This window comes from Geobacter sp. DSM 9736 (assembly GCF_900187405.1).
Taxonomy (GTDB): Bacteria; Desulfobacterota; Desulfuromonadia; order Geobacterales; family Geobacteraceae; genus DSM-9736.
The window spans coordinates 330,013-347,998 of sequence record NZ_LT896716.1; the positions used below are offsets into that span (position 1 = coordinate 330,013).

Here is a 17,986-nt window from a genome sequence, read left to right on the forward strand (position 1 = left end):
TTTTTATGGATCACACCATGACTGCTGATGAGGCTTCGCTTCGGAGCGAGCATGTACTGCGCGCCCTCCTGAACGTCACCACCGAGGAGTCGATCTGGTTCCTCGACAGGGACGGGATCATTCTGATGGCGAATGAAACGGGAGCCCGCAGATTCGGCCGCACGCCTGCGGATATGGTCGGGCTTCCTGCCGAAGATTTTCTTCCTCCCGAAGTGCGGGAACCTAGAATGGCTCTGTTCCGACAGGTGGTGGAAACGGGTGAGTCTCTCCAGTTCATCGACGAGCGAGACGGGATCAGGCTTCACCACAGTCTCTGTCCGGTCAGGGAGGAGAATGGCTGTGTCACCGGAGTCGTCTCCTGCAGCCGCGACATTACCGGATGCAGTCAGGCCGAGGAATCGCTGCGGGAGAGCCTGGAGCGGCTGGTCCTGGCGGTTCAGGGTGGAAGGGCCGGCATTTGGGAGAGCGACCCGGAGACGGGAGAGACCTCGTGGCGGGAGGGGATGGCCGAACTTCTTGCGGTCCCGGCCGATCGGGCAGACGCCGAAAGCAGGCACCGGCTGGAATTCCTCCATCCGGAAGACCGTGACCGCGCAGAGAACGAATTCAAGGCGGCCCTTGAAGAAAAGGCTTCCCTGGAGACGGAGTACCGTGTGGTTCGCGGGGATGGTTCTGTCCGCTGGTTCGCTTCACGGGCGAAGACCGTTACCACCCCCGGCCGGAAGATTATCGGCGTCGACTATGACATCACCGAGCTCAAAGCAGCCGAGGAGAACCTGAGGAGATCTGTGGAGCGTTACGAGCAGCAGGTTCGGCTCTTTGACGCAGTTGTCTCCACCACCCCTGATTTCGTGTACGTTTTCGATCTGCAGGGGCGCTTTCTCTACGCTAACCGCCGGCTGCTGGAGGTGTGGGGGATGAACCTGCCCGACATCGTTGGCAGGACCTGCCGGGAGCTGGGATACGAGCAGTGGCATCACGACATGCACATGCGCGAGATCGCCCAGGTCATCGCTACGAAAGCTCCCATAAAGGGAGAAGTCCCCTTCGAAGCTCAAAGAACAGGGATCTTCGGTGTTTACGAATATATCTTTACGCCTGTGCTCGGAGCTGGGGGAGAAGTCGAACTTATCGCGGGGACGACACGGGATGTCACCGACCGCAAACAGGCTGAAGAGGAGCTGCGGAAAGCTCATGATGAGCTGGAGCAGCGGGTGGCGGAACGTACCGCTCTGCTGGAAAATACCGTGAAGGAGTTAAGGGAAAAGGAGCACATGCTCATCCACCAGAGCCGGATGGCGGCTATGGGTGAGATGATCAGCAACATAGCCCATCAATGGCGCCAGCCCCTCAATTCTTTGGGACTTCTGGTCCAGGGCCTGCCGCTCCTTCACAGGAAGGACGTCCTGAACGAGGAGTCACTGGGGAAGGCGGTCAAAATGGCGATGGAACTTATTACCCACATGTCGGGTACCATCGACGACTTCAGGAACTTTTTCAAGCCGGAGAGGGAAAAGGTTCATTTCAGGCTGGGAGATGTGGTCACTGACGGCATCAAACTCATCGAGGCGGCCTTCAAAAGCCGCCAGATCGACATCACGGTGCATTGTGAGGAGGACCCGGAGATCTACGGCTACCCCAGCGAGTATGCCCAGGTGGTGCTGAATATACTGAGCAACGCGAAGGATGCATTCGAGGAGCGCCGGACCAGTGACCCGCAGGTCTTTGTCACCATATCTACAAGGTATTCACGGTCGCTGCTGACAATCCGCGACAATGCCGGGGGGATTGAGGAAGGCATCATCGGCAAGGTCTTCGAGCCCTACTTTACTACAAAAGGCTCTCAAGGCACGGGGATCGGCCTCTTCATGGCTAAAAACATCATAGAGAAAAACATGGGCGGCAGGATAGGCGTACGCAACACGGAGCAGGGCGCGGAGTTCTTCATCGAAGTCTGACCCCGGCCTTTTTGTCCATCCACAACCTCATGAAGGCAGGCAAGCTGAACAATGTGAAAAGGGTTGTGGCTGCTATTCCGAAATTCGTCGCCCATCCGATGGACGCCAGGGCGCCATACTCCGTAAAAGCCAGCGATCCGAACGCTGCGATAGTGGTTAGCGCCGATAGAAATACAGCCCTTCCCGACTGCACGAATCTCTCGATGCAGTCATCCTCCTGGCAGTTCCTCACGCGATGCGCCACGTGGAGGCCATAGTCGCTACCCATACCCAGGACAGTGACGAGCACCATTACGTTCATGAAGTTGAGGCGCATGTCGCACAACGCCATTATCCCCAGCATGGCTATTCCCCCCGAGGCGATGGGGAAAAGGGAGTAGAAGATCCCCACGGGGGTAGTGAAGTGGGAGACCAGCAGAAACAGAAGCATGATGCCGCCAATTGCGATGGCCCACCTGAAGCTGGCTTTCACCGACTGGACGAGCTGCGTGCTTACCAGGTCAACGCTTGTGGCCCTTGCACCGGGAACTTCCTCCTGTAACTTCTGAAGGAAGGAGTTCTGCCGGAATTCCGCACCCCGGTAGTTGAGGTAGGTGAGGAGATGATACCCCCCGCTGTCCTGGATCAGGTGTCTTTCGACGATTCCGTGGAAAGGAGAACGGGCAAGGCGCTCGACACCTTCACGTATCGGTATCGGGGCTGCCTGTGGAAGTCCTGCGATACGAGAGATGTATTCCTCAAAGGGCTCGAGGGCAAACCCCTCCTGCGAGAATGCAGTCGTCAGTCTCGTGCCGAGATCCCTCCGTCCCACCGACTCCATCACTCCCTCGATCACCTTCCGCTGGGCCTGCTCCTCGTTGAGTACCTGCCCCAGTGATGAGAAGGAAAGTATTTCTCCTCGGGATCTGGCCCCTCTTGCCAGTTCCTCCACCCTGCTTCCATGAGCCATGACCCTCTCGAAATCGGCCCCCTCGACGGCGACTATCAGCTGCTTCGGGCTCACGCTCAGGTGTTTCTCTACCTTTTCCTGCGCCTGGAAGGCTTCGGAAGCTTCCGGTTGCAGGTTTTTCAGCTCGGATTCGAATGAAATGTTTCTTGCCGACAGGAGGAGGCAAAGCACTGCCGTCAGCGAGAGGAGGATCGTCAGCCGATAACGGCGCTGACCCGTTCTCCAGAGGAGAGCAAGGCCGAAACCGGGAAGTTTTTTGTACTCCTTCAGCGGGAATTTCTTCTCCATGAACAGCAGGAGCGGCGGCAGGAAGAAGTAGGTCGCATAGAGCGAGTAGATGACGCCGAGTCCGACCAGCAGCCCCAGTTCAGCAAGGATGCGGAGGTCGGAGACGGAGAGAGCCAGAAAGGGAAGGGCTGTCGTCAACGCCGCGGTGAAGAGGGCGTACCCGGTATCGACGGTGGCAAACCTTAGAGCCTCCTCCGACGATCTCCCGTTGCTTCTTTCGAAATGGAACCTGTCATAGAGATGGATCGAGTAGTCCGTGCCGAGGCCGATGATAAGGGAGGTGAAGGCAAAGGAGATGATGCTGATGGAGGGATAGAAGAGTCCACCTGTACCTACTGCCAGAACGACGCCGAACAGGAGTATCAACGGAATCAGCAGAGTTGGGAGAAACCTTCGATACGAGGCGTAGAAGAGGACCAGCACAATGATCAGCGAGGAGATGACTCCTGCGATGATGTTCTCCTTCAGTACGGCCTCGTCGGTTACGGCGCTGATATGAGCTCCGGCGCACGAGATACTGACCGTCGCATCCTTGCGTGCCTCGTTGATGACCCCCACGACTTTTCGGGCGAATCCGATGTCGGTTACCGGTCTGCTAGGCTCCGCTATGATAATGAGAACTTTTCCGTCGCGAGAAAGAAAGTAGGGGGAGGATGTATCCAGATCCAGTGCCTGGGATGCACTCTTCAGCCGCGGCAGGATCAGGTCGCGCAGGTATAGCGGGTCCGCTGCTATGATATCGGTGAAGGCCCCCGGCATCGACAGTTCCGTCTTTGCCTTCTCAAGGGACGATTTCATCGCTGTGGCCGATAGGGATTCGTTGAGCCGCGGCAGGTCGGACCGGTCGAGAAAAAGCTGCGGCCGCGTGACTGCATAAGCAATGAAATCCGCGAAGGATGATGCTTCCGCAGGATCGAAGACCCGGTACTTCACCTTGCTGAAGGCGGGCAAGCCCTCTATGGAGGCAGCACGGAGTTTTGCGGCAAACCTCTCCGCCTCCGCTATTACCTCCTCTTTTTCACCTTCCAGCAGGAAGTAAGCGTTCCCGGCGCTCCCCGTCCACTTCAGGGTGTCTGTCAGAAGGGATAACGGCCCTGTCTGGGGGAACATCTTGAAGATGTCCGACTCGAAATGTGTTCGAGCGATGGAAATGCAGGAAAGGAGAAAAAGGAGACAGCAGGATGCGAAGACGATGACGGGTCTTCCGGTGGTGACCCTGAAAATCCATTCAAGGTGACGCTGGACCGAAGATTGTGCCGCTGAAAGAATTTTATTATAGGCGTTGATGATCATGCGTTACCTGAAGAAGTGAAGTTCGTTAGATTTTACAAAAGGCCCCCGGCTTCGCAAGGGCTCTTGCGCCCTCCTGTGAACCCGTGAGGGTCGGGCCTCGAATAGAACGGAAAGATTTGAGAGAGGAGAGGAGGACGATGAAGATGAATGACGACGATATATTCTGGCGCTACAGCGGCATCCCGAGCCGCCGCATTTTTTCGACGAGGGTGGTGCGGTTCAAGTTGAGAAGGGCGGCGGCGCGGGCCTTAACCCCTTTGGAGAGTGCAAGCGCTTCCTCGATCATCTTCCGTTCGATCTCGTTCAGCGTCTTCATCAGGTCCACCCCTTTTGCCGTTACCTTCGTTGAAAGATCATCCTTCTTTCCGAGAGACCTGGTGATGGCCGAGGGTAGGTCCTCCAGGTGCACCATGTTTCCTTCGGTAAGCGCCACTAGCCGCTCCATGACATTCTCCAGTTCGCGGACGTTCCCGGGCCACTCGTATGAGTCGAGGGCTTCGACGACCTCCTTGGACATGTTCATGAGCGGGCGTTTCATTTCCTTGCAATACTTGGCCAGGAAGTGGCGGGCGAGGGGGAGGATATCCTCGATCCTCTCGCGGAGCGGCGGGAGGTTTACCGGGATGACGTTGAGTCGGTAAAAAAGGTCTTCCCTGAAGTTTCCCCTCTTTACCTCTTCCGCCAGGTTCTGGTTGGTGGCGGAGATGACCCGCACGTCGATCTTCATTGGGCGGGTGGAGCCCACCCGCTCCACCTCCTGCTCCTGAAGCACGCGCAGGAGCTTCGTCTGGAGCAGCATCGGCATGGTGCCGATCTCGTCCAGGAAGATGGTACCGTGGTTGGCCGCCTCGAACTTGCCGAGCTTGTCGCGTGTCGCGCCTGTGAAGGCCCCTTTGACATATCCGAATAGCTCGCTCTCCAGGAGGTTTTCCGGAATCGCTCCGCAGTGGACGGCTATGAACGGCTTTGCGCGGCGTTCTCCGTTGAAGTGGATCGCCTTTGCGACGACTTCCTTCCCCGTGCCCGACTCGCCGGATATGAGGACGGTAGAGTCGGTCGAGATGATCCGCTTCATCCGGTTGAAGACCTTCTGCATCGAAAGGGAGCTGCCGATGATGTTGGCGAACTCGTACTTGTCCTGCAACTGCTTCTTCAGGTAGACGTTTTCGGTAAGGAGACGGTTCTTTTCAACCGCCTTGGCGATGATGTGGCGGAGCTCTTCGATGTTGAGGGGCTTGGTGATGTAGTCGAAGGCGCCTTCCTTCATGGCGCTCACTGCGGTTTCAGCCGAGGCGTGGCCGGTGATGAGGATGACCTCGGTGGCGGGGGAGGATTCCTTTACCTTCTTGAGGATATCGATGCCGTTGATGTCGGGGAGGAAGAGGTCGGTGATGACGATCTCGAACTGCTCCGTGTTCAGGTACCTGAGGGCTTCGGTACCCGAAGCGGCCCCCTTCACCACATATTTCATCCCCTTCAGCAGCAGCAGGAGCGCTTCGCGGCTCGGATCCTCGTCGTCGACAAGCAATATTTTGATACGATCTTTCATGACCCCCACCCAATCTGGAACGAGATACCATCTTTGTTCCTTTTTTGCAAGGCGGGAATTGACGCAGGTGTATCGCCCGGTATACTTTACAGTCCATGCGTCTAACTCTTCTGTCGGTCATGCTGCTGTTGCTCCTCCCCGATGCGGTCGTTGCGGCCCCTGTCAGGGTGGGTGTTGTTGCCGTCGAAGGCGCCATCGGGCCTGTAGCCGAGCAGTATCTGCGGCGCAACATCCAGCAGGCCGGGACTCGTGGTGAGCAGTTCCTTGTCGTGGAGATGGATTCTCCTGGCGGGCTGGACACCGCCATGCGCGGCATGGTCAAGACCATCCTGGCCAGTCCGGTTCCCGTCGTTGTCCACGTGGTTCCGGAGGGGGCGCGGGCGGCATCCGCCGGCGCCGTCATAGCGCTGGCTGCCGATATTTTCGCCATGGCTCCCGGGACCAATGTTGGTGCTGCACATCCCGTAGCCATCGGAGAGAAACCGGACAAGGTGATGAGCCGGAAGATGGTCAACGACGCTGCCGCCTATGTGGAAGGGATAGCTGCGCGGCGGGGCAGGGATATGCAGCTGGCCAGGCGGATGGTAGTGGAGAGCCTTTCGCTGCCCGCGGAACGGGCGATGGAGGGGGGAGTGGCGGATATGATCGCTACCGACCGCAGCGATCTCCTCCGTAAACTCGATGGCCGTGCAGTAACCCGCGGGACCGGCAGCATCATCCTGCGCACCGCCGATGTGGAGCCGGTCGTCCATCGGATGAACACCGGAGAGAGGATACTTCAGGCGATAAGCGACCCGGACGTCGCCTACATCCTCATGATGGTGGGGCTTCTAGGGCTTTTCTTCGAACTTTCGACCCCCGGAGTCATCCTGCCCGGTGTTGTCGGGGCCATCTCACTTCTCCTCGCATTCTTCGCATTTCAGACGCTCCCGGTAAACTACGTGGGAATTCTTCTCATCTTCGTGGCGCTAGTTCTTTTCGTGCTGGAAGTAAAGGTCGTTTCGTACGGTATGCTTACCCTGGGGGGGATAGTCGTCATGGCGCTTGGCTCCCTGTTCCTTTTCGAGTCTCCGGACCCGTGGCTGCGGGTTTCGCGAAGCCTTATCGCCATCACTGTCGCAGCAGCCGCGGCCTTTTCCGTCTTCGCCGTTAGCCGGGCTGTAAGGGCCCATCGGCACCCCCCGTCTACCGGGCGCGAAGGGCTTGTCGGGGAACCCGGGATTGCGGACACCGATATCGCGGCCGAGGGGAAGGTCGTCGTCCACGGGGAGTACTGGAACGCCTGGAGCGAAGAGCGGATCGCCCGGGGTGACCGGATCGTAGTGGTCGACCTGGAGGGCCTGCGTCTGAAAGTAAAGAAAGGCTAGTTGCCGAAGTCTCTCTGTCGCAACCCTGGCTTTGCCTACAACAAGGAGGTACACGTGATCGACATATTCAGCTATGTCCCCCTTCTCTTCGTCCTCGTCCTGGTCGTAATGTTCGCAGCCAGCGCGATAAGAGTGCTGCCGGAGTACGAACGGGGGGTGCTCTTCAGGCTGGGGCGGCTCGCCGGGGTGAGAGGTCCCGGACTCTTCTTCATCATCCCGGGCATCGACCGGCTCGTGCGCGTATCGCTACGTACCGTCGCCATGGATGTGCCCCCCCAGGATGTAATCACCCGCGATAACGTAACGGTGAAGGTTTCCGCTGTCATCTACTTCCGGGTAATGGCCGCCGAAAAAGCCATCGTGGATGTTGAGAACTACCTCTACGCCACGAGCCAGCTCTCCCAGACCACCCTGCGCAGCGTACTCGGGCAGGTGGAACTGGACGAGCTTCTCGCCAACCGGGAGAAGATCAACAAGGAGCTGCAGGAGATCCTCGACCGGCACACCGAGCCGTGGGGAGTCAAGGTCGCGAATGTGGAAGTGAAGAACATCGACCTCCCCCAGGAGATGCTGAGGGCCATCGCGAAGCAGGCCGAAGCGGAGCGGGAGCGCCGTGCCAAGGTGATCCACGCGGAAGGGGAGCTTCAGGCCTCAGAGAAACTCGCCCAGGCTGCCACCGTGCTTGCCGCACAGCCGGCTTCGCTGCAGCTGCGTTTTCTGCAGACGCTGACGGAGATTGCGGCCGAGAAGAACTCCACCACCATCTTCCCCGTCCCGATCGACCTGCTGAAGATGTTCCTCGAAAAGGGCGAGAAATAGCAGAATGACCGCCGGGAGCCGCCGATGCTGATGGAGATGCACGCACATACCTCGGAACATTCGCCATGCAGCGCAGTTTCGGCTGTGGAGCTGGTGAGCCAGGTCTTCTTCAAAGGGCTGCAGGGGATCGTGCTCACCGACCATCACCATCTCTGGCTTCCCGAGGACATCCAGGCGCTTCGGCACGCGGCACGGGTGCCGAACCATTTCCTCATCCTGAGCGGACAGGAGGTCTCCACCTCCGATTACGGCGACGTACTGGTTTACGGGGCAACAAGGACACTGCTGCGGCACACCCCCGTGAGCGAGATCCGGCGCGAGTTCCCGGAGGCCGCCCTCGTCTGGGCCCATCCCTACCGGGACGGCCGCATCCCCTCCGATGAGAAGCTGCGGAACGCCGATATTCACGCTGTCGAGATCTTCAATTCGAACCACACCGTCCGGGGGAACAGCCGGGGGCTTCAGGACTGGCACCGTCTCCGATTCACCGCGATAGCCGGCACCGATACCCACGGAAAGAGCTACGCCGGCACCTATCCCACCATCTTCGACCATCCCGTAACCACCATCGATGAGCTTGCGGGAGAGATACGGCACGCCCGCTGCCGCCCCTTTCTCAAGGAGATACCGAAAGCGGGAGCGACGGCGCAGGTGCTGGAAGTGACCATCGGGACCAAGGGGGGAGTGGATACCAGGGAAAGGATCATCATCAAGAGCCTTCCAAACGAGGAGAAATGGAAGTCTGCCGCGCGCGGGTATGCCGTCATGGAGGCGGTCTCGGCCCATGGTTTCGGCGACGGGCTTTTCAGGGTACCGCGCCCCGTGGATTCCGATTCGGCGGCGCATCTACTGATAGAGGAGGGGCTTCGGGGAAAGTCTCTCCATGACAAGCTGGTCTCGGCGACACCCGTAGACGGCCGCGAGTACCTGAGGCTCTCTGCCCGATGGCTTGCCCGGCTGCACAACTCGCGCCTGGTCATTACCGATCCCGACGAGTTCCTTCCGAAAGAGGCAATGCGCTTCGAGCGCTACCTCCAGCACTTCACCGCGACCCGTAACCCCCGCAGCCGCAAATTTCGGGAGATCATGGAGGCTGTCCAGGAGGAGGAGAAACGGGTGGCTTCACACGAGCGAGCGGGCTTTGTCCAGGGGCATGGGGACTATCATCCGAAGAACATCTTCATCTGTCACGACTCTGCCGATGATACCCGTGGGACGAGCTATGTCGCCGCCATCGATTTCGGCAGCTCCCTCGTGCTTCCCCCAGCATTCGACGTGGGATGCTTCCTTGCCCAGTTCCGGAACCAGTTTTTCGTACAACCGGAGGTGTTGCGGAACTACCCGGAGGGAATATTCGTCGAGGCATACCTGCGGGAGGCGGGTAATGCCGGAGCGGGTTTCCTGCGGCAGGTGGAGCTGTTCAAGGCCCGGGCCAACCTCCAGATCGCGTCGTACCTGGTAAATGTCGGGCTGGGGGAGAGCGAGGACCTCTGGAGGGTGCTCGTGGAGGCGGAGCAGGCGATCAATATCTATAATGCAGGGTGACAGGCAGGTTAAGGTTGAGGTTAAGGTTAAGAAAGAGAATCAATCTGCTATTCAATTAAAAGGAGGAAACCAATGCTCAACAAGACGATGACGGAGGCGCTCAACAGGCAGCTTAACGAGGAGCTTTATTCGGCGTACCTCTACCTCTCCATGTCATCCTACGCAGGGTCCATCGGCCTCAAGGGGGCGGCCAACTGGTTCATGGTACAGTACCAGGAGGAGATGGCGCATTTCATGAAGTTCTACACCTACATCAACAACCAGGGGGAGCATGTGGTGCTTCTGCCGCTGGCCGCGCCTCCCTCCGAGTTCGATTCGCTCCTCGACATGTTCGAGAAGACCCTGAAGCACGAGCAGCACATAACGTCATGCATCAACGATCTTGTGGACCTGGCGCTTCGTGAGAAGGACCACGCGACCAGCATTTTCCTGCAGTGGTTCGTGACAGAGCAGATCGAGGAGGAGGAGAACGACCGGGACCTTATCGCCAAGCTGAAGCTCATCGGGGACAACGGGCAGGGGTTACTGATGCTCGATAACGAGATGGGGACGCGGGTCTTCGTGCCGCCGGCTCAGACGGGGGCGTGACAGGAGTCGCCGCACCGGAAATCATCCAGATCGTAAAAAAGCCCTCGGCAATCGCCGGGGGCTTTTTCATACAAAGAGTTGTGAAAGCTACTTCGCGGCCGCTTCCATCCGCTCCACTTTCGCCTTCCCTTTCAGCTCGGTAATATATTCGGCTACCGCCTGCTGCATTTTCTGGTTTTTCAGGTATTCCTTGATCTTGTCCTTCTCGTCGGAGAATTTCGCCGTCTCGGCTTCCTTCTTCTCCGTCAGCTTGATGATGTGGTAGCCGAACTGAGTTTCGACAACGTCGCTCACCTCGCCTGGCTTGAGTGAAAATGCTGCTTTTTCGAAGGGGGGCACCATCTGACCCTTGCCGAAGTAGCCGAGGTCTCCACCCTGGGCGCTGCTGGGGCAGGTGGAGTTTTCCTTGGCAAGGACTGCGAAATCTCCCCCTTCCTTGATCTTTTTGAGGAGCCCGTCTGCCTTCTCCCGTGCTTTCTTCTTATCTTCAGCGCTTGCCTTCGAGTCCACCCCTACCAGGATGTGGCTCGCCTTGATGCTTTCCGGGCGCTTGAACTTGTCGATGTTTTCCTTGTAGAACTTCTCCGCCTCGCTGTCCGGGACCGTGATCCTGGAGGCGACTTCCTTTTCCACAAGGTTATTGATGATGATGTCCTTGCGGGTCAGCTCCTTCAGCTCTTTTTCGGTGAGGCTGTTGGCGTTCAGTGCCTTTTCGAACTCCTCCTGGCTCGGGAACCGTGCCTTGCCCTGGGCGACCTTTTCGTCGGCAAGCTTTTCCACGTCCTTGGGCGCCTGCTTGACCCCTGCCTGATAGAGGACTTCGGCGGCGATCATCTGCTCCAGCGCTCCTTCCTCCAGCTGCTCCACCTGCTCCGGCGTCGGCTGCTGGGGGGACCGGTTCTGGGCGAGGAAAATCTTCACGGCGCGGTCGATCTCTCCACGCGTTATGGCTACGCCGTTCACCTTTGCCACCACCGCGTCCGGCGATTGCTTCGGGGCTGCCGCCTCCAGCTTTACCGGCGGTTTCTCATCGGCCTTCGTGAGTGAAGGACTCGCCATTGAAGCCATTACGGCTGCGAATGCAAATGTGACGGTTTTCAGCATTGCGTTCATTCTGCTCTCCTTTGAAAAGGGATTGTTGACGATGGGTCTGCTCGGGGATCTTCCGGATTGAAGGGGGCCGGGCAAAAAAATCAACGCGTGTAACTATAGCATGTTGTGTGGTGTTGACAAGATCACTTTTTGACATAAAAAAGAAAATGCTAATTATAGAAAGGGAACTGTTTTGCTGTGTAGAACGTCATTACTTGCTTGACTTTGTCAGAGATATCTGGTTTATGTGTCTCCAGGGTGAGCAGTGTATAAGTATTCGGAATACTGAAACTATTTTAGCGTTACTAAAACTTTTATCATGCTTTATCGGTTTTATTTTGGATAAAAACATAGTGGAGGAGCCCTAACGATGCAGGAGAAAAAATTCAGAAAAATAATGGCTGCAAATCGCGGCGAGATTGCGATCCGTATCTTTCGTGCGTGCACGGAACTGGGTATCGGCACCGTCGCAATCTATTCCGACGAGGACAAGCTGTCGCTGCATCGCTACAAGGCTGACGAGGCTTACCTTGTAGGGAAGGGGAAGGGTCCCATCGATGCCTATCTGGGCATTGACGAGATCATCTCCATCGCGAAACGCGCCGAGGTGGACGCCATTCATCCGGGATACGGTTTTCTCTCGGAGAACGCGGAGTTTGCGGAAGCGTGCGAGAGGGCGGGCATAGCTTTCATCGGACCGACTGCAGACATGCAGCGCGCCCTCGGGGATAAGGTCTCTGCCCGGAAGGTGGCGCTGGCGGCTGGAGTCCGGACCGTACCGGGGACCGAAGATCCCATCGAGAAGGAAGAGGAGGCGCTGAAGTTCGCCAAGGAGTCGGGATACCCGATCATAATCAAAGCTGCGGCAGGTGGCGGCGGGCGCGGCATGCGGGTGGCCCACAACAAGAAGGAGCTGCTGGAAGGGCTGGTGGCGGCCCGCAGCGAAGCCAAGGCCTCCTTCGGCAACCCCGCAGTATTTCTGGAGCGCTACCTCATCAACCCCAAGCATATCGAGGTGCAGGTCCTCGGCGACGCCTACGGCAATCTCGTCCACTTCTACGAGCGGGACTGCTCGATCCAGCGCCGCCACCAGAAGGTGGTGGAGTTCGCGCCGGCTCTCTGTCTCACCAACAAGCAGCGCCAGGAGCTTTGCACTGCTGCCCTCAAGATAGCGGGGCAGGTCTCGTACCGCAACGCCGGGACCGTAGAGTTCCTCGTGGACCAGGAAGGGGAGTGGTACTTCATCGAGATGAACCCGCGCATCCAGGTGGAGCACACCGTCACCGAGATGATCACCGGCCGCAACCTCGTGCAGGCGCAGATCCTCATCGCCGAAGGGAAGAAGCTTTCCGACCCGGAGATCAACATCCCCTCCCAGAGCGCCATCGACATGCGCGGCTACGCCATCCAGTGCCGGATAACCACCGAGGACCCCACCAACAATTTCGCCCCCGACTTCGGGACCCTCACTACCTACCGTTCCGCGGCAGGCTTCGGCGTGCGTCTCGATGCTGGGAACGCCTTCACCGGCTCAAAGATCACCCCCCACTACGATTCCCTTCTCGTGAAGGTCACCAGTTGGGGCCTAACCTTCGAGGAAGCGGCCCACGTGATGCACCGCTCACTCCAGGAATTCCGCGTCCGCGGTGTTAAGACCAACATACCCTTCCTGGAGAACGTGGTGACTCATCAGGTTTTCCTGGCCGGAACATGCGATACTTCATTCATCGAGAAGCACCCGGAGCTTCTCCAGATCCGGGAGAAGAAGGACCGCGCCAGCAAGGTGCTGAAATACATAGGCGACGTAGTGGTGAACGGCTCACCCGGTATAGCCAGGCCGCTAAGATCGGCTGAGCTGATGGAGCCGCACGTCCCGGAGATCGACTACACCAAGCCGCGTCCTGCCGGTTCCCGCGACCTGCTCATGGAGCTGGGGGCGGAGGGGCTCTCCAAGTGGATCCTCGAACAGAAGAAGCTCCTTCTTACCGATACCACGATGCGGGACGCCCACCAGTCCAACCTGGCGACCCGGATGCGGACCTACGACCTGCTTAAGATCGCTGAGCCGACCTCCTACCTGGGGGCCGACCTCTTTTCGCTGGAGTGCTGGGGGGGCGCCACCTTCGACGTCTCAATGCGCTTCCTGAAAGAATGCCCCTGGCAGCGGCTCCACAAGCTCTCGGAGGCGATTCCGAACATCCTCTTCCAGATGCTCCTTCGCGGCTCCAACGCCGTCGGTTACACCAACTATCCCGACAACGTGGTGCAACGGTTCGTCGACGAGGCGGCTGCATCGGGTGTCGACATCTTCCGCGTGTTCGACTCCCTCAACTGGACCACCGGGATGAAGGTCGCCATGGAGGCGGTCCGCAAGACAGGGAAGATCTGCGAGGCCGCCATCTGTTACACCGGCGACATCACCGACCCGAAGCGGGAGAAGTATCCCCTCGAGTACTACGTGAACATGGCGAAGGAACTGGAGCAGATGGGGGCCCACATCCTCGCCATCAAGGACATGGCAGGGCTCCTGAAGCCGATGGCGGCATACAAGCTCGTGAAGGCGCTCAAGGAGAACATCGGCATTCCGGTCCACCTCCATACCCACGATACATCCTCCAACGGTGCTGCCACACTGCTGATGGCCTGCCAGGCAGGTGTGGACATCGTCGACGCCGCGCTCTCCTCACTTTCCGGCCTCACCGCCCAACCCAACCTGAACGCGCTGGTGGCGGCACTCAAGGGGACCGAATGGGACCCCCAGGTCAACTACCAGGGGCTGCAGGAACTGGCCAACTACTGGGAGACGGTGCGGGATTACTATGCACCGTTCGAATCGGGGCTCAAAAGCGGCACCGCAGAGGTCTACCACCACGAGATCCCCGGCGGCCAGTACTCCAACTACAAGCCGCAGGTGGCCGGCCTCGGCCTCCTCGACCGGTGGGAGGAGTGCAAGGAGATGTACTACAAGGTTAACCACCTCTTCGGCGACATCGTGAAGGTCACCCCCTCCTCCAAGGTTGTTGGGGACATGGCGATGTTCCTCGTCAAGAACAACCTGGAGCCGGAGGATGTCTTCACAAAGGCTGACGAGCTGGCCTTCCCCGAGTCGGTCATCGGGATGTTCAAGGGGATGCTCGGCCAGCCGTACCAGGGGTGGCCGGAGGCCCTCCAGAAGATCATCCTGCGCGGCGAGGAGCCGATCTCCTGCCGTCCCGGCGAGCTGCTGGAGCCGGCGGACTTCGAGGAGAAGCGCCTGGAATCGGAGCTGAAGGTCGGGCAGCCGGTGGATGACAAGTCCCTGATGAGCTACCTCCTCTATCCCCACGTCTACCCGGAGTTCGTAAAGCACCGCCAGGAGTTTTCCGACACCTCTGTCATTCCGACGCCGATCTTCTTCTACGGCCTGGAGCCGGGGCAGGAGACCTCCATCGAGATCGAGCCGGGAAAAACCCTTATCATCAAGCTCAACGCCATCGGAAAGGTACACCCAGACGGAACCCGCCACATCTTCTTCGAGCTGAACGGCCAGCAGCGGCAGGTCGTCGTGCGCGACCAGTCGGTGCAGACCGACGAGGCGGTTCGGGAGAAGGCGGATAAGGGGAACACCAAGCACATAGGCGCGCCCATGCCGGGCAAGGTCCTTAAGGTTGCGGTGAAGCCGGGGGATCAGGTGAAGGCCGGCGACGTCCTGATGGTCACAGAGGCGATGAAGATGGAGACCAACATAAAGGCGAAGGAGGACGGAGCGATCGCCGAGGTGAAGTTCAAGGAGGGGGAGAAGGTGGAGAAGGAGGACCTGATCATCGTCTTAGCGTAGGCGACGCCATATTCGCGCCCTTCCGCCGCCGGCTCCTCCTCAGGCTCCTCGACGTAGCGCCTGCTACGCCTGCGGGCCATCGGTCGTCGCCGACGACGGAATCATCGCGAATCTGACGCCGCTGAGGCATGAATGCCGCGGCGTAGCCTGCTAAGCCTCCGTGGGGCTGTCTGCGGGTGCGACGATCTGGCTATTTTTGAACAACCTGAGCGTTTCGACAAACTCCTGATCCCGAAGGTGAAGAAAAGGGCAGTTCCTATTGGAGCTGCCCTTTTTTAACGTCGTTAACTACACAAACTACACAACGCAATATCGATACTCGAAAGGATTCCTGTTATCGGATAAAAATCTGGAAAAGTGAGAATTACTTCAGTATCATCTTGCGCTGGAAACGGCAGAATAGGCCGTCAAAAAGGTGAGGGAAGACTTAGATTTGTGAAGCGTGTAGATCTGACACGTTGACTGCGAACGGCGAAGCTCTCGTCTGTGTACGGTACCGATATGACGCCAACAAGCGGAAGCAATACCAGACCATTGAAATAATCGTCAGTGAGTCTGACTGGATTCTGCCACCGCCTAAATATCCGGATAGTAAGCTCGTCGGCCTCAAGATCGGCGTGAAAGAGACTAATCTACAATCCCAGGTAAAAGCTAACGGTGGTCGCTGGGATAAGGACAAGAAGGTCTGGGTAATCCCTTACGGGTGCATTCGAGGGACGACACTGGAAAAGTTTATAGTAATAGAAATGAGTAGCGTCGGTTAAAAATGACCGATGTTTATAATAGTATAAATTCTTAGTTACCTAGCATGCTCGCGGGTTTATAATATTAGAAACATTGCTGGTTTATATATGTATAAACTTGTTAATAATAGAAATTTATTTATACATATATAAATTATGTTCTAACTGCTCAATAACGAGTTGAAAAGAAATGGAGATGAAATGAATCGATTGATTATCTATACCGTAATTTCCTGCAGTCTGACTGTTACTCCTTGCCTTGCCACTGGTGCTTCTAATGCTACAAAAAATTTGAAGAATGAGCCGAAATTGGTTGAGGGGTTAATGTGTGGAGATACCCCTTTCAAGAAATTTACAGAAGCTGAAGCTTACGGGAGACCAAAATTTTTAGGTTGCGCCAAAATCTACAGCAAAAACGATACTAAATACTTTTTCAATGATAGGGGCCAACTGTACCAGGTTGACAGAAGTTGTAACGAATCAGAAATAGCAGCCTTTTCCAAAAAACATGGCAAACCAATTATTCGAAAGCGCGGCGATGCTACCTATGAAATGGAAGAGTCTATTTGGGAGGGACAGAACGTTAAAATTTCATTTGGGAAACAAACAGTGGACGCAAACGGAGTGTTAGAAAAGAAATGTTTCCTTTTGTACGCTTGTATTAATGTTGAGCACTCCAATTATGATTGCAACAACTTGGAGACTGAAACTCAAAAGGAACGAGTTGATAGTTTTATTGCCAATCTGGGCGTTGACTTCACTAATAGTATTCATAAAGGCACAGATAACAGTGATTTAGAGAAATATATCGAGTCAACAAATACCGCCGCAGTAAAAATGGGATTGCCAAAACCCCATTCCATAGAAGTTGGTCAAGCCATGGGTATTCCTCAATTATGCCTGAAATATGAAACGAAGGATTATCTCCCATTAAAAACAGCACTATTCAAAAGAATTGGTGACATTACGATGAATTATATGTTTGACAGTTTGGATTATGATGGAAAAACAGCATATATTTCGACTTTCCAAAACAAGAAATCAGACCGCTTAGATATGTGCATAAATAGTAGATAAGTATGCTTTCAACCAAGCGCTAGACCGGCCCAGAAACAAAGTCGGCCGGTCAGCTCTCAGCCGTTGTAGCGATTAGGAAATAAACAAGTGTCATCAATACATGATGCCGGCTTCCTCTCAGAGGAAATAAAGGAATGGATTCAGAAACACAGGAAGGAAAACGAAAAGTGGTTTTCCTTAAGCGAGAGATGCAGCAAGCTCGGCCAGGAAGTCCTCCTTTCCATCAAGGTTAACAACAACGATCTTCAAAAGATTTTGGTATCTCTTTGGTTTAACAGGCTATTGAGCCATTTCCAGGCAATTGTGCTGCTCATGGAAAGAGGAATGCTATATGAAGCACAAATATTACTTCGAACTTTGGTAGAAGTATCTTTTTCGTTAGTTTCAGTTGCCGAGAATCCAGACATTGCACAGGATTTTCTAAAGGACGACAAAGTACAGCAATTAAAGGCATTGAACACCTACATGAACCTGCCAAAAAATCTACGAGTCCAAGACGAACAGCAGGAAGCCGGGATAAGGAAGCTGATCGATGACCTCAAATGCGAAATATGCAAAAACAAATACAAGGAACTTAAAACAGAATTCATCGCGCAAAAAGCCAAAATGTCGGATTACTACAACACGATATATGCAAGTTTATGCAGCACAGTTCACAGCAGAATCCGAGACCTTGAATCACACCTTCTTCTAAATCAGGACAATGACATCGAACAATTGAATTGGGGGCCTGATGTTTCAGGCCTTGACATGGTGCTTCTGGCAGCCAATGAAACTTTTATAGTATCTACAAAAAGAGTTTTACAACTATTTGATCTTCAAGAAATTGCAGAAGAGTTTAATGCGTGTGGTGCTGAATTCGACGATATGTGAGTCGAAGCTACAACCAGGCCCTTGGACA

At 56.1% G+C, this 17,986-nt stretch carries 11 protein-coding genes; 8 read left to right on the top strand and 3 right to left on the bottom strand.

The genetic code is table 11. From position 1 onward, the window contains the following. Positions 1-5 precede the first annotated feature (5 nt). A complete protein-coding gene (locus tag CFB04_RS01515; protein WP_088533624.1) occupies positions 6-1,958 on the top strand; it encodes a PAS domain-containing sensor histidine kinase in 1,953 nt (650 codons plus the stop codon). Here the strand turns inward: CFB04_RS01515 and CFB04_RS01520 are convergent. After that, on the bottom strand, positions 1,945-4,488 hold the full coding sequence (locus tag CFB04_RS01520) for an MMPL family transporter (protein ID WP_088533625.1): 2,544 nt from the start codon (positions 4,486-4,488) through the stop codon (positions 1,945-1,947). The two genes, CFB04_RS01515 and CFB04_RS01520, sit on opposite strands and share 14 nt — an antisense overlap. Positions 4,489-4,657: 169 nt before the next feature. Continuing rightward, positions 4,658-6,037: a sigma-54 dependent transcriptional regulator gene (locus CFB04_RS01525; RefSeq protein ID WP_088536666.1), complete on the bottom strand. Its 1,380-nt coding sequence runs from the start codon at positions 6,035-6,037 to the stop codon at positions 4,658-4,660. A 95-nt stretch (positions 6,038-6,132) separates the two neighbouring features. Between CFB04_RS01525 and CFB04_RS01530 the strand changes: the two genes are divergently transcribed. The 4 genes from CFB04_RS01530 (at position 6,133) to CFB04_RS01545 (ending at position 10,356) form a co-directional block, all read left to right on the top strand. Then, entirely contained in the window at positions 6,133-7,404 is a 1,272-nt protein-coding gene (locus CFB04_RS01530; protein ID WP_088533626.1) for a nodulation protein NfeD, read from the top strand. A 54-nt stretch (positions 7,405-7,458) separates the two neighbouring features. After that, positions 7,459-8,223 carry a slipin family protein gene (locus CFB04_RS01535; RefSeq protein ID WP_088533627.1) on the top strand — a complete coding sequence of 255 codons (765 nt, stop codon included), beginning with the start codon at positions 7,459-7,461 and terminating at the stop codon, positions 8,221-8,223. 24 nt (positions 8,224-8,247) lie between these two features. Beyond that, positions 8,248-9,768 (top strand): phosphotransferase, encoded by a 1,521-nt coding sequence (locus CFB04_RS01540; protein WP_088533628.1) that lies wholly within the window; start codon positions 8,248-8,250, stop codon positions 9,766-9,768. Positions 9,769-9,840: 72 nt separating this feature from the next. Continuing rightward, positions 9,841-10,356: a ferritin gene (locus CFB04_RS01545; protein ID WP_088533629.1), complete on the top strand. Its 516-nt coding sequence runs from the start codon at positions 9,841-9,843 to the stop codon at positions 10,354-10,356. 87 nt (positions 10,357-10,443) lie between these two features. Here CFB04_RS01545 and CFB04_RS01550 read toward each other — a convergent pair whose 3' ends face one another. Then, a complete protein-coding gene (locus CFB04_RS01550; RefSeq protein ID WP_088533630.1) occupies positions 10,444-11,469 on the bottom strand; it encodes a peptidylprolyl isomerase in 1,026 nt (341 codons plus the stop codon). Positions 11,470-11,818: 349 nt separating this feature from the next. Between CFB04_RS01550 and CFB04_RS01555 the strand changes: the two genes are divergently transcribed. The 3 genes from CFB04_RS01555 (at position 11,819) to CFB04_RS01570 (ending at position 17,958) form a co-directional block, all read left to right on the top strand. After that, positions 11,819-15,265: a pyruvate carboxylase gene (locus CFB04_RS01555; protein WP_088533631.1), complete on the top strand. Its 3,447-nt coding sequence runs from the start codon at positions 11,819-11,821 to the stop codon at positions 15,263-15,265. A gap of 944 nt (positions 15,266-16,209) precedes the next feature. Continuing rightward, positions 16,210-17,085: a hypothetical protein gene (locus tag CFB04_RS01565; protein ID WP_088533633.1), complete on the top strand. Its 876-nt coding sequence runs from the start codon at positions 16,210-16,212 to the stop codon at positions 17,083-17,085. 87 nt (positions 17,086-17,172) lie between these two features. After that, complete coding sequence (locus CFB04_RS01570; protein WP_088533634.1) at positions 17,173-17,958, top strand: DUF5677 domain-containing protein; 786 nt, start codon at positions 17,173-17,175, stop codon at positions 17,956-17,958. The last annotated feature ends 28 nt before the right edge of the window (positions 17,959-17,986 follow it).

Excerpts from the sequence above, each read along its gene's own strand:
- CFB04_RS01515 (WP_088533624.1), top strand. The coding sequence starts at position 6 with ATGGATCACACCATGACTGCTGATGAGGCTTCGCTTCGGAGCGAGCAT.
- CFB04_RS01520 (WP_088533625.1), bottom strand. The coding sequence starts at position 4,488 with ATGATCATCAACGCCTATAATAAAATTCTTTCAGCGGCACAATCTTCG.
- CFB04_RS01525 (WP_088536666.1), bottom strand. The coding sequence starts at position 6,037 with ATGAAAGATCGTATCAAAATATTGCTTGTCGACGACGAGGATCCGAGC.
- CFB04_RS01530 (WP_088533626.1), top strand. The coding sequence starts at position 6,133 with ATGCGTCTAACTCTTCTGTCGGTCATGCTGCTGTTGCTCCTCCCCGAT.
- CFB04_RS01540 (WP_088533628.1), top strand. The coding sequence starts at position 8,248 with ATGCTGATGGAGATGCACGCACATACCTCGGAACATTCGCCATGCAGC.
- CFB04_RS01545 (WP_088533629.1), top strand. The coding sequence starts at position 9,841 with ATGCTCAACAAGACGATGACGGAGGCGCTCAACAGGCAGCTTAACGAG.
- CFB04_RS01550 (WP_088533630.1), bottom strand. The coding sequence starts at position 11,469 with ATGAACGCAATGCTGAAAACCGTCACATTTGCATTCGCAGCCGTAATG.
- CFB04_RS01555 (WP_088533631.1), top strand. The coding sequence starts at position 11,819 with ATGCAGGAGAAAAAATTCAGAAAAATAATGGCTGCAAATCGCGGCGAG.
- CFB04_RS01565 (WP_088533633.1), top strand. The coding sequence starts at position 16,210 with ATGAATCGATTGATTATCTATACCGTAATTTCCTGCAGTCTGACTGTT.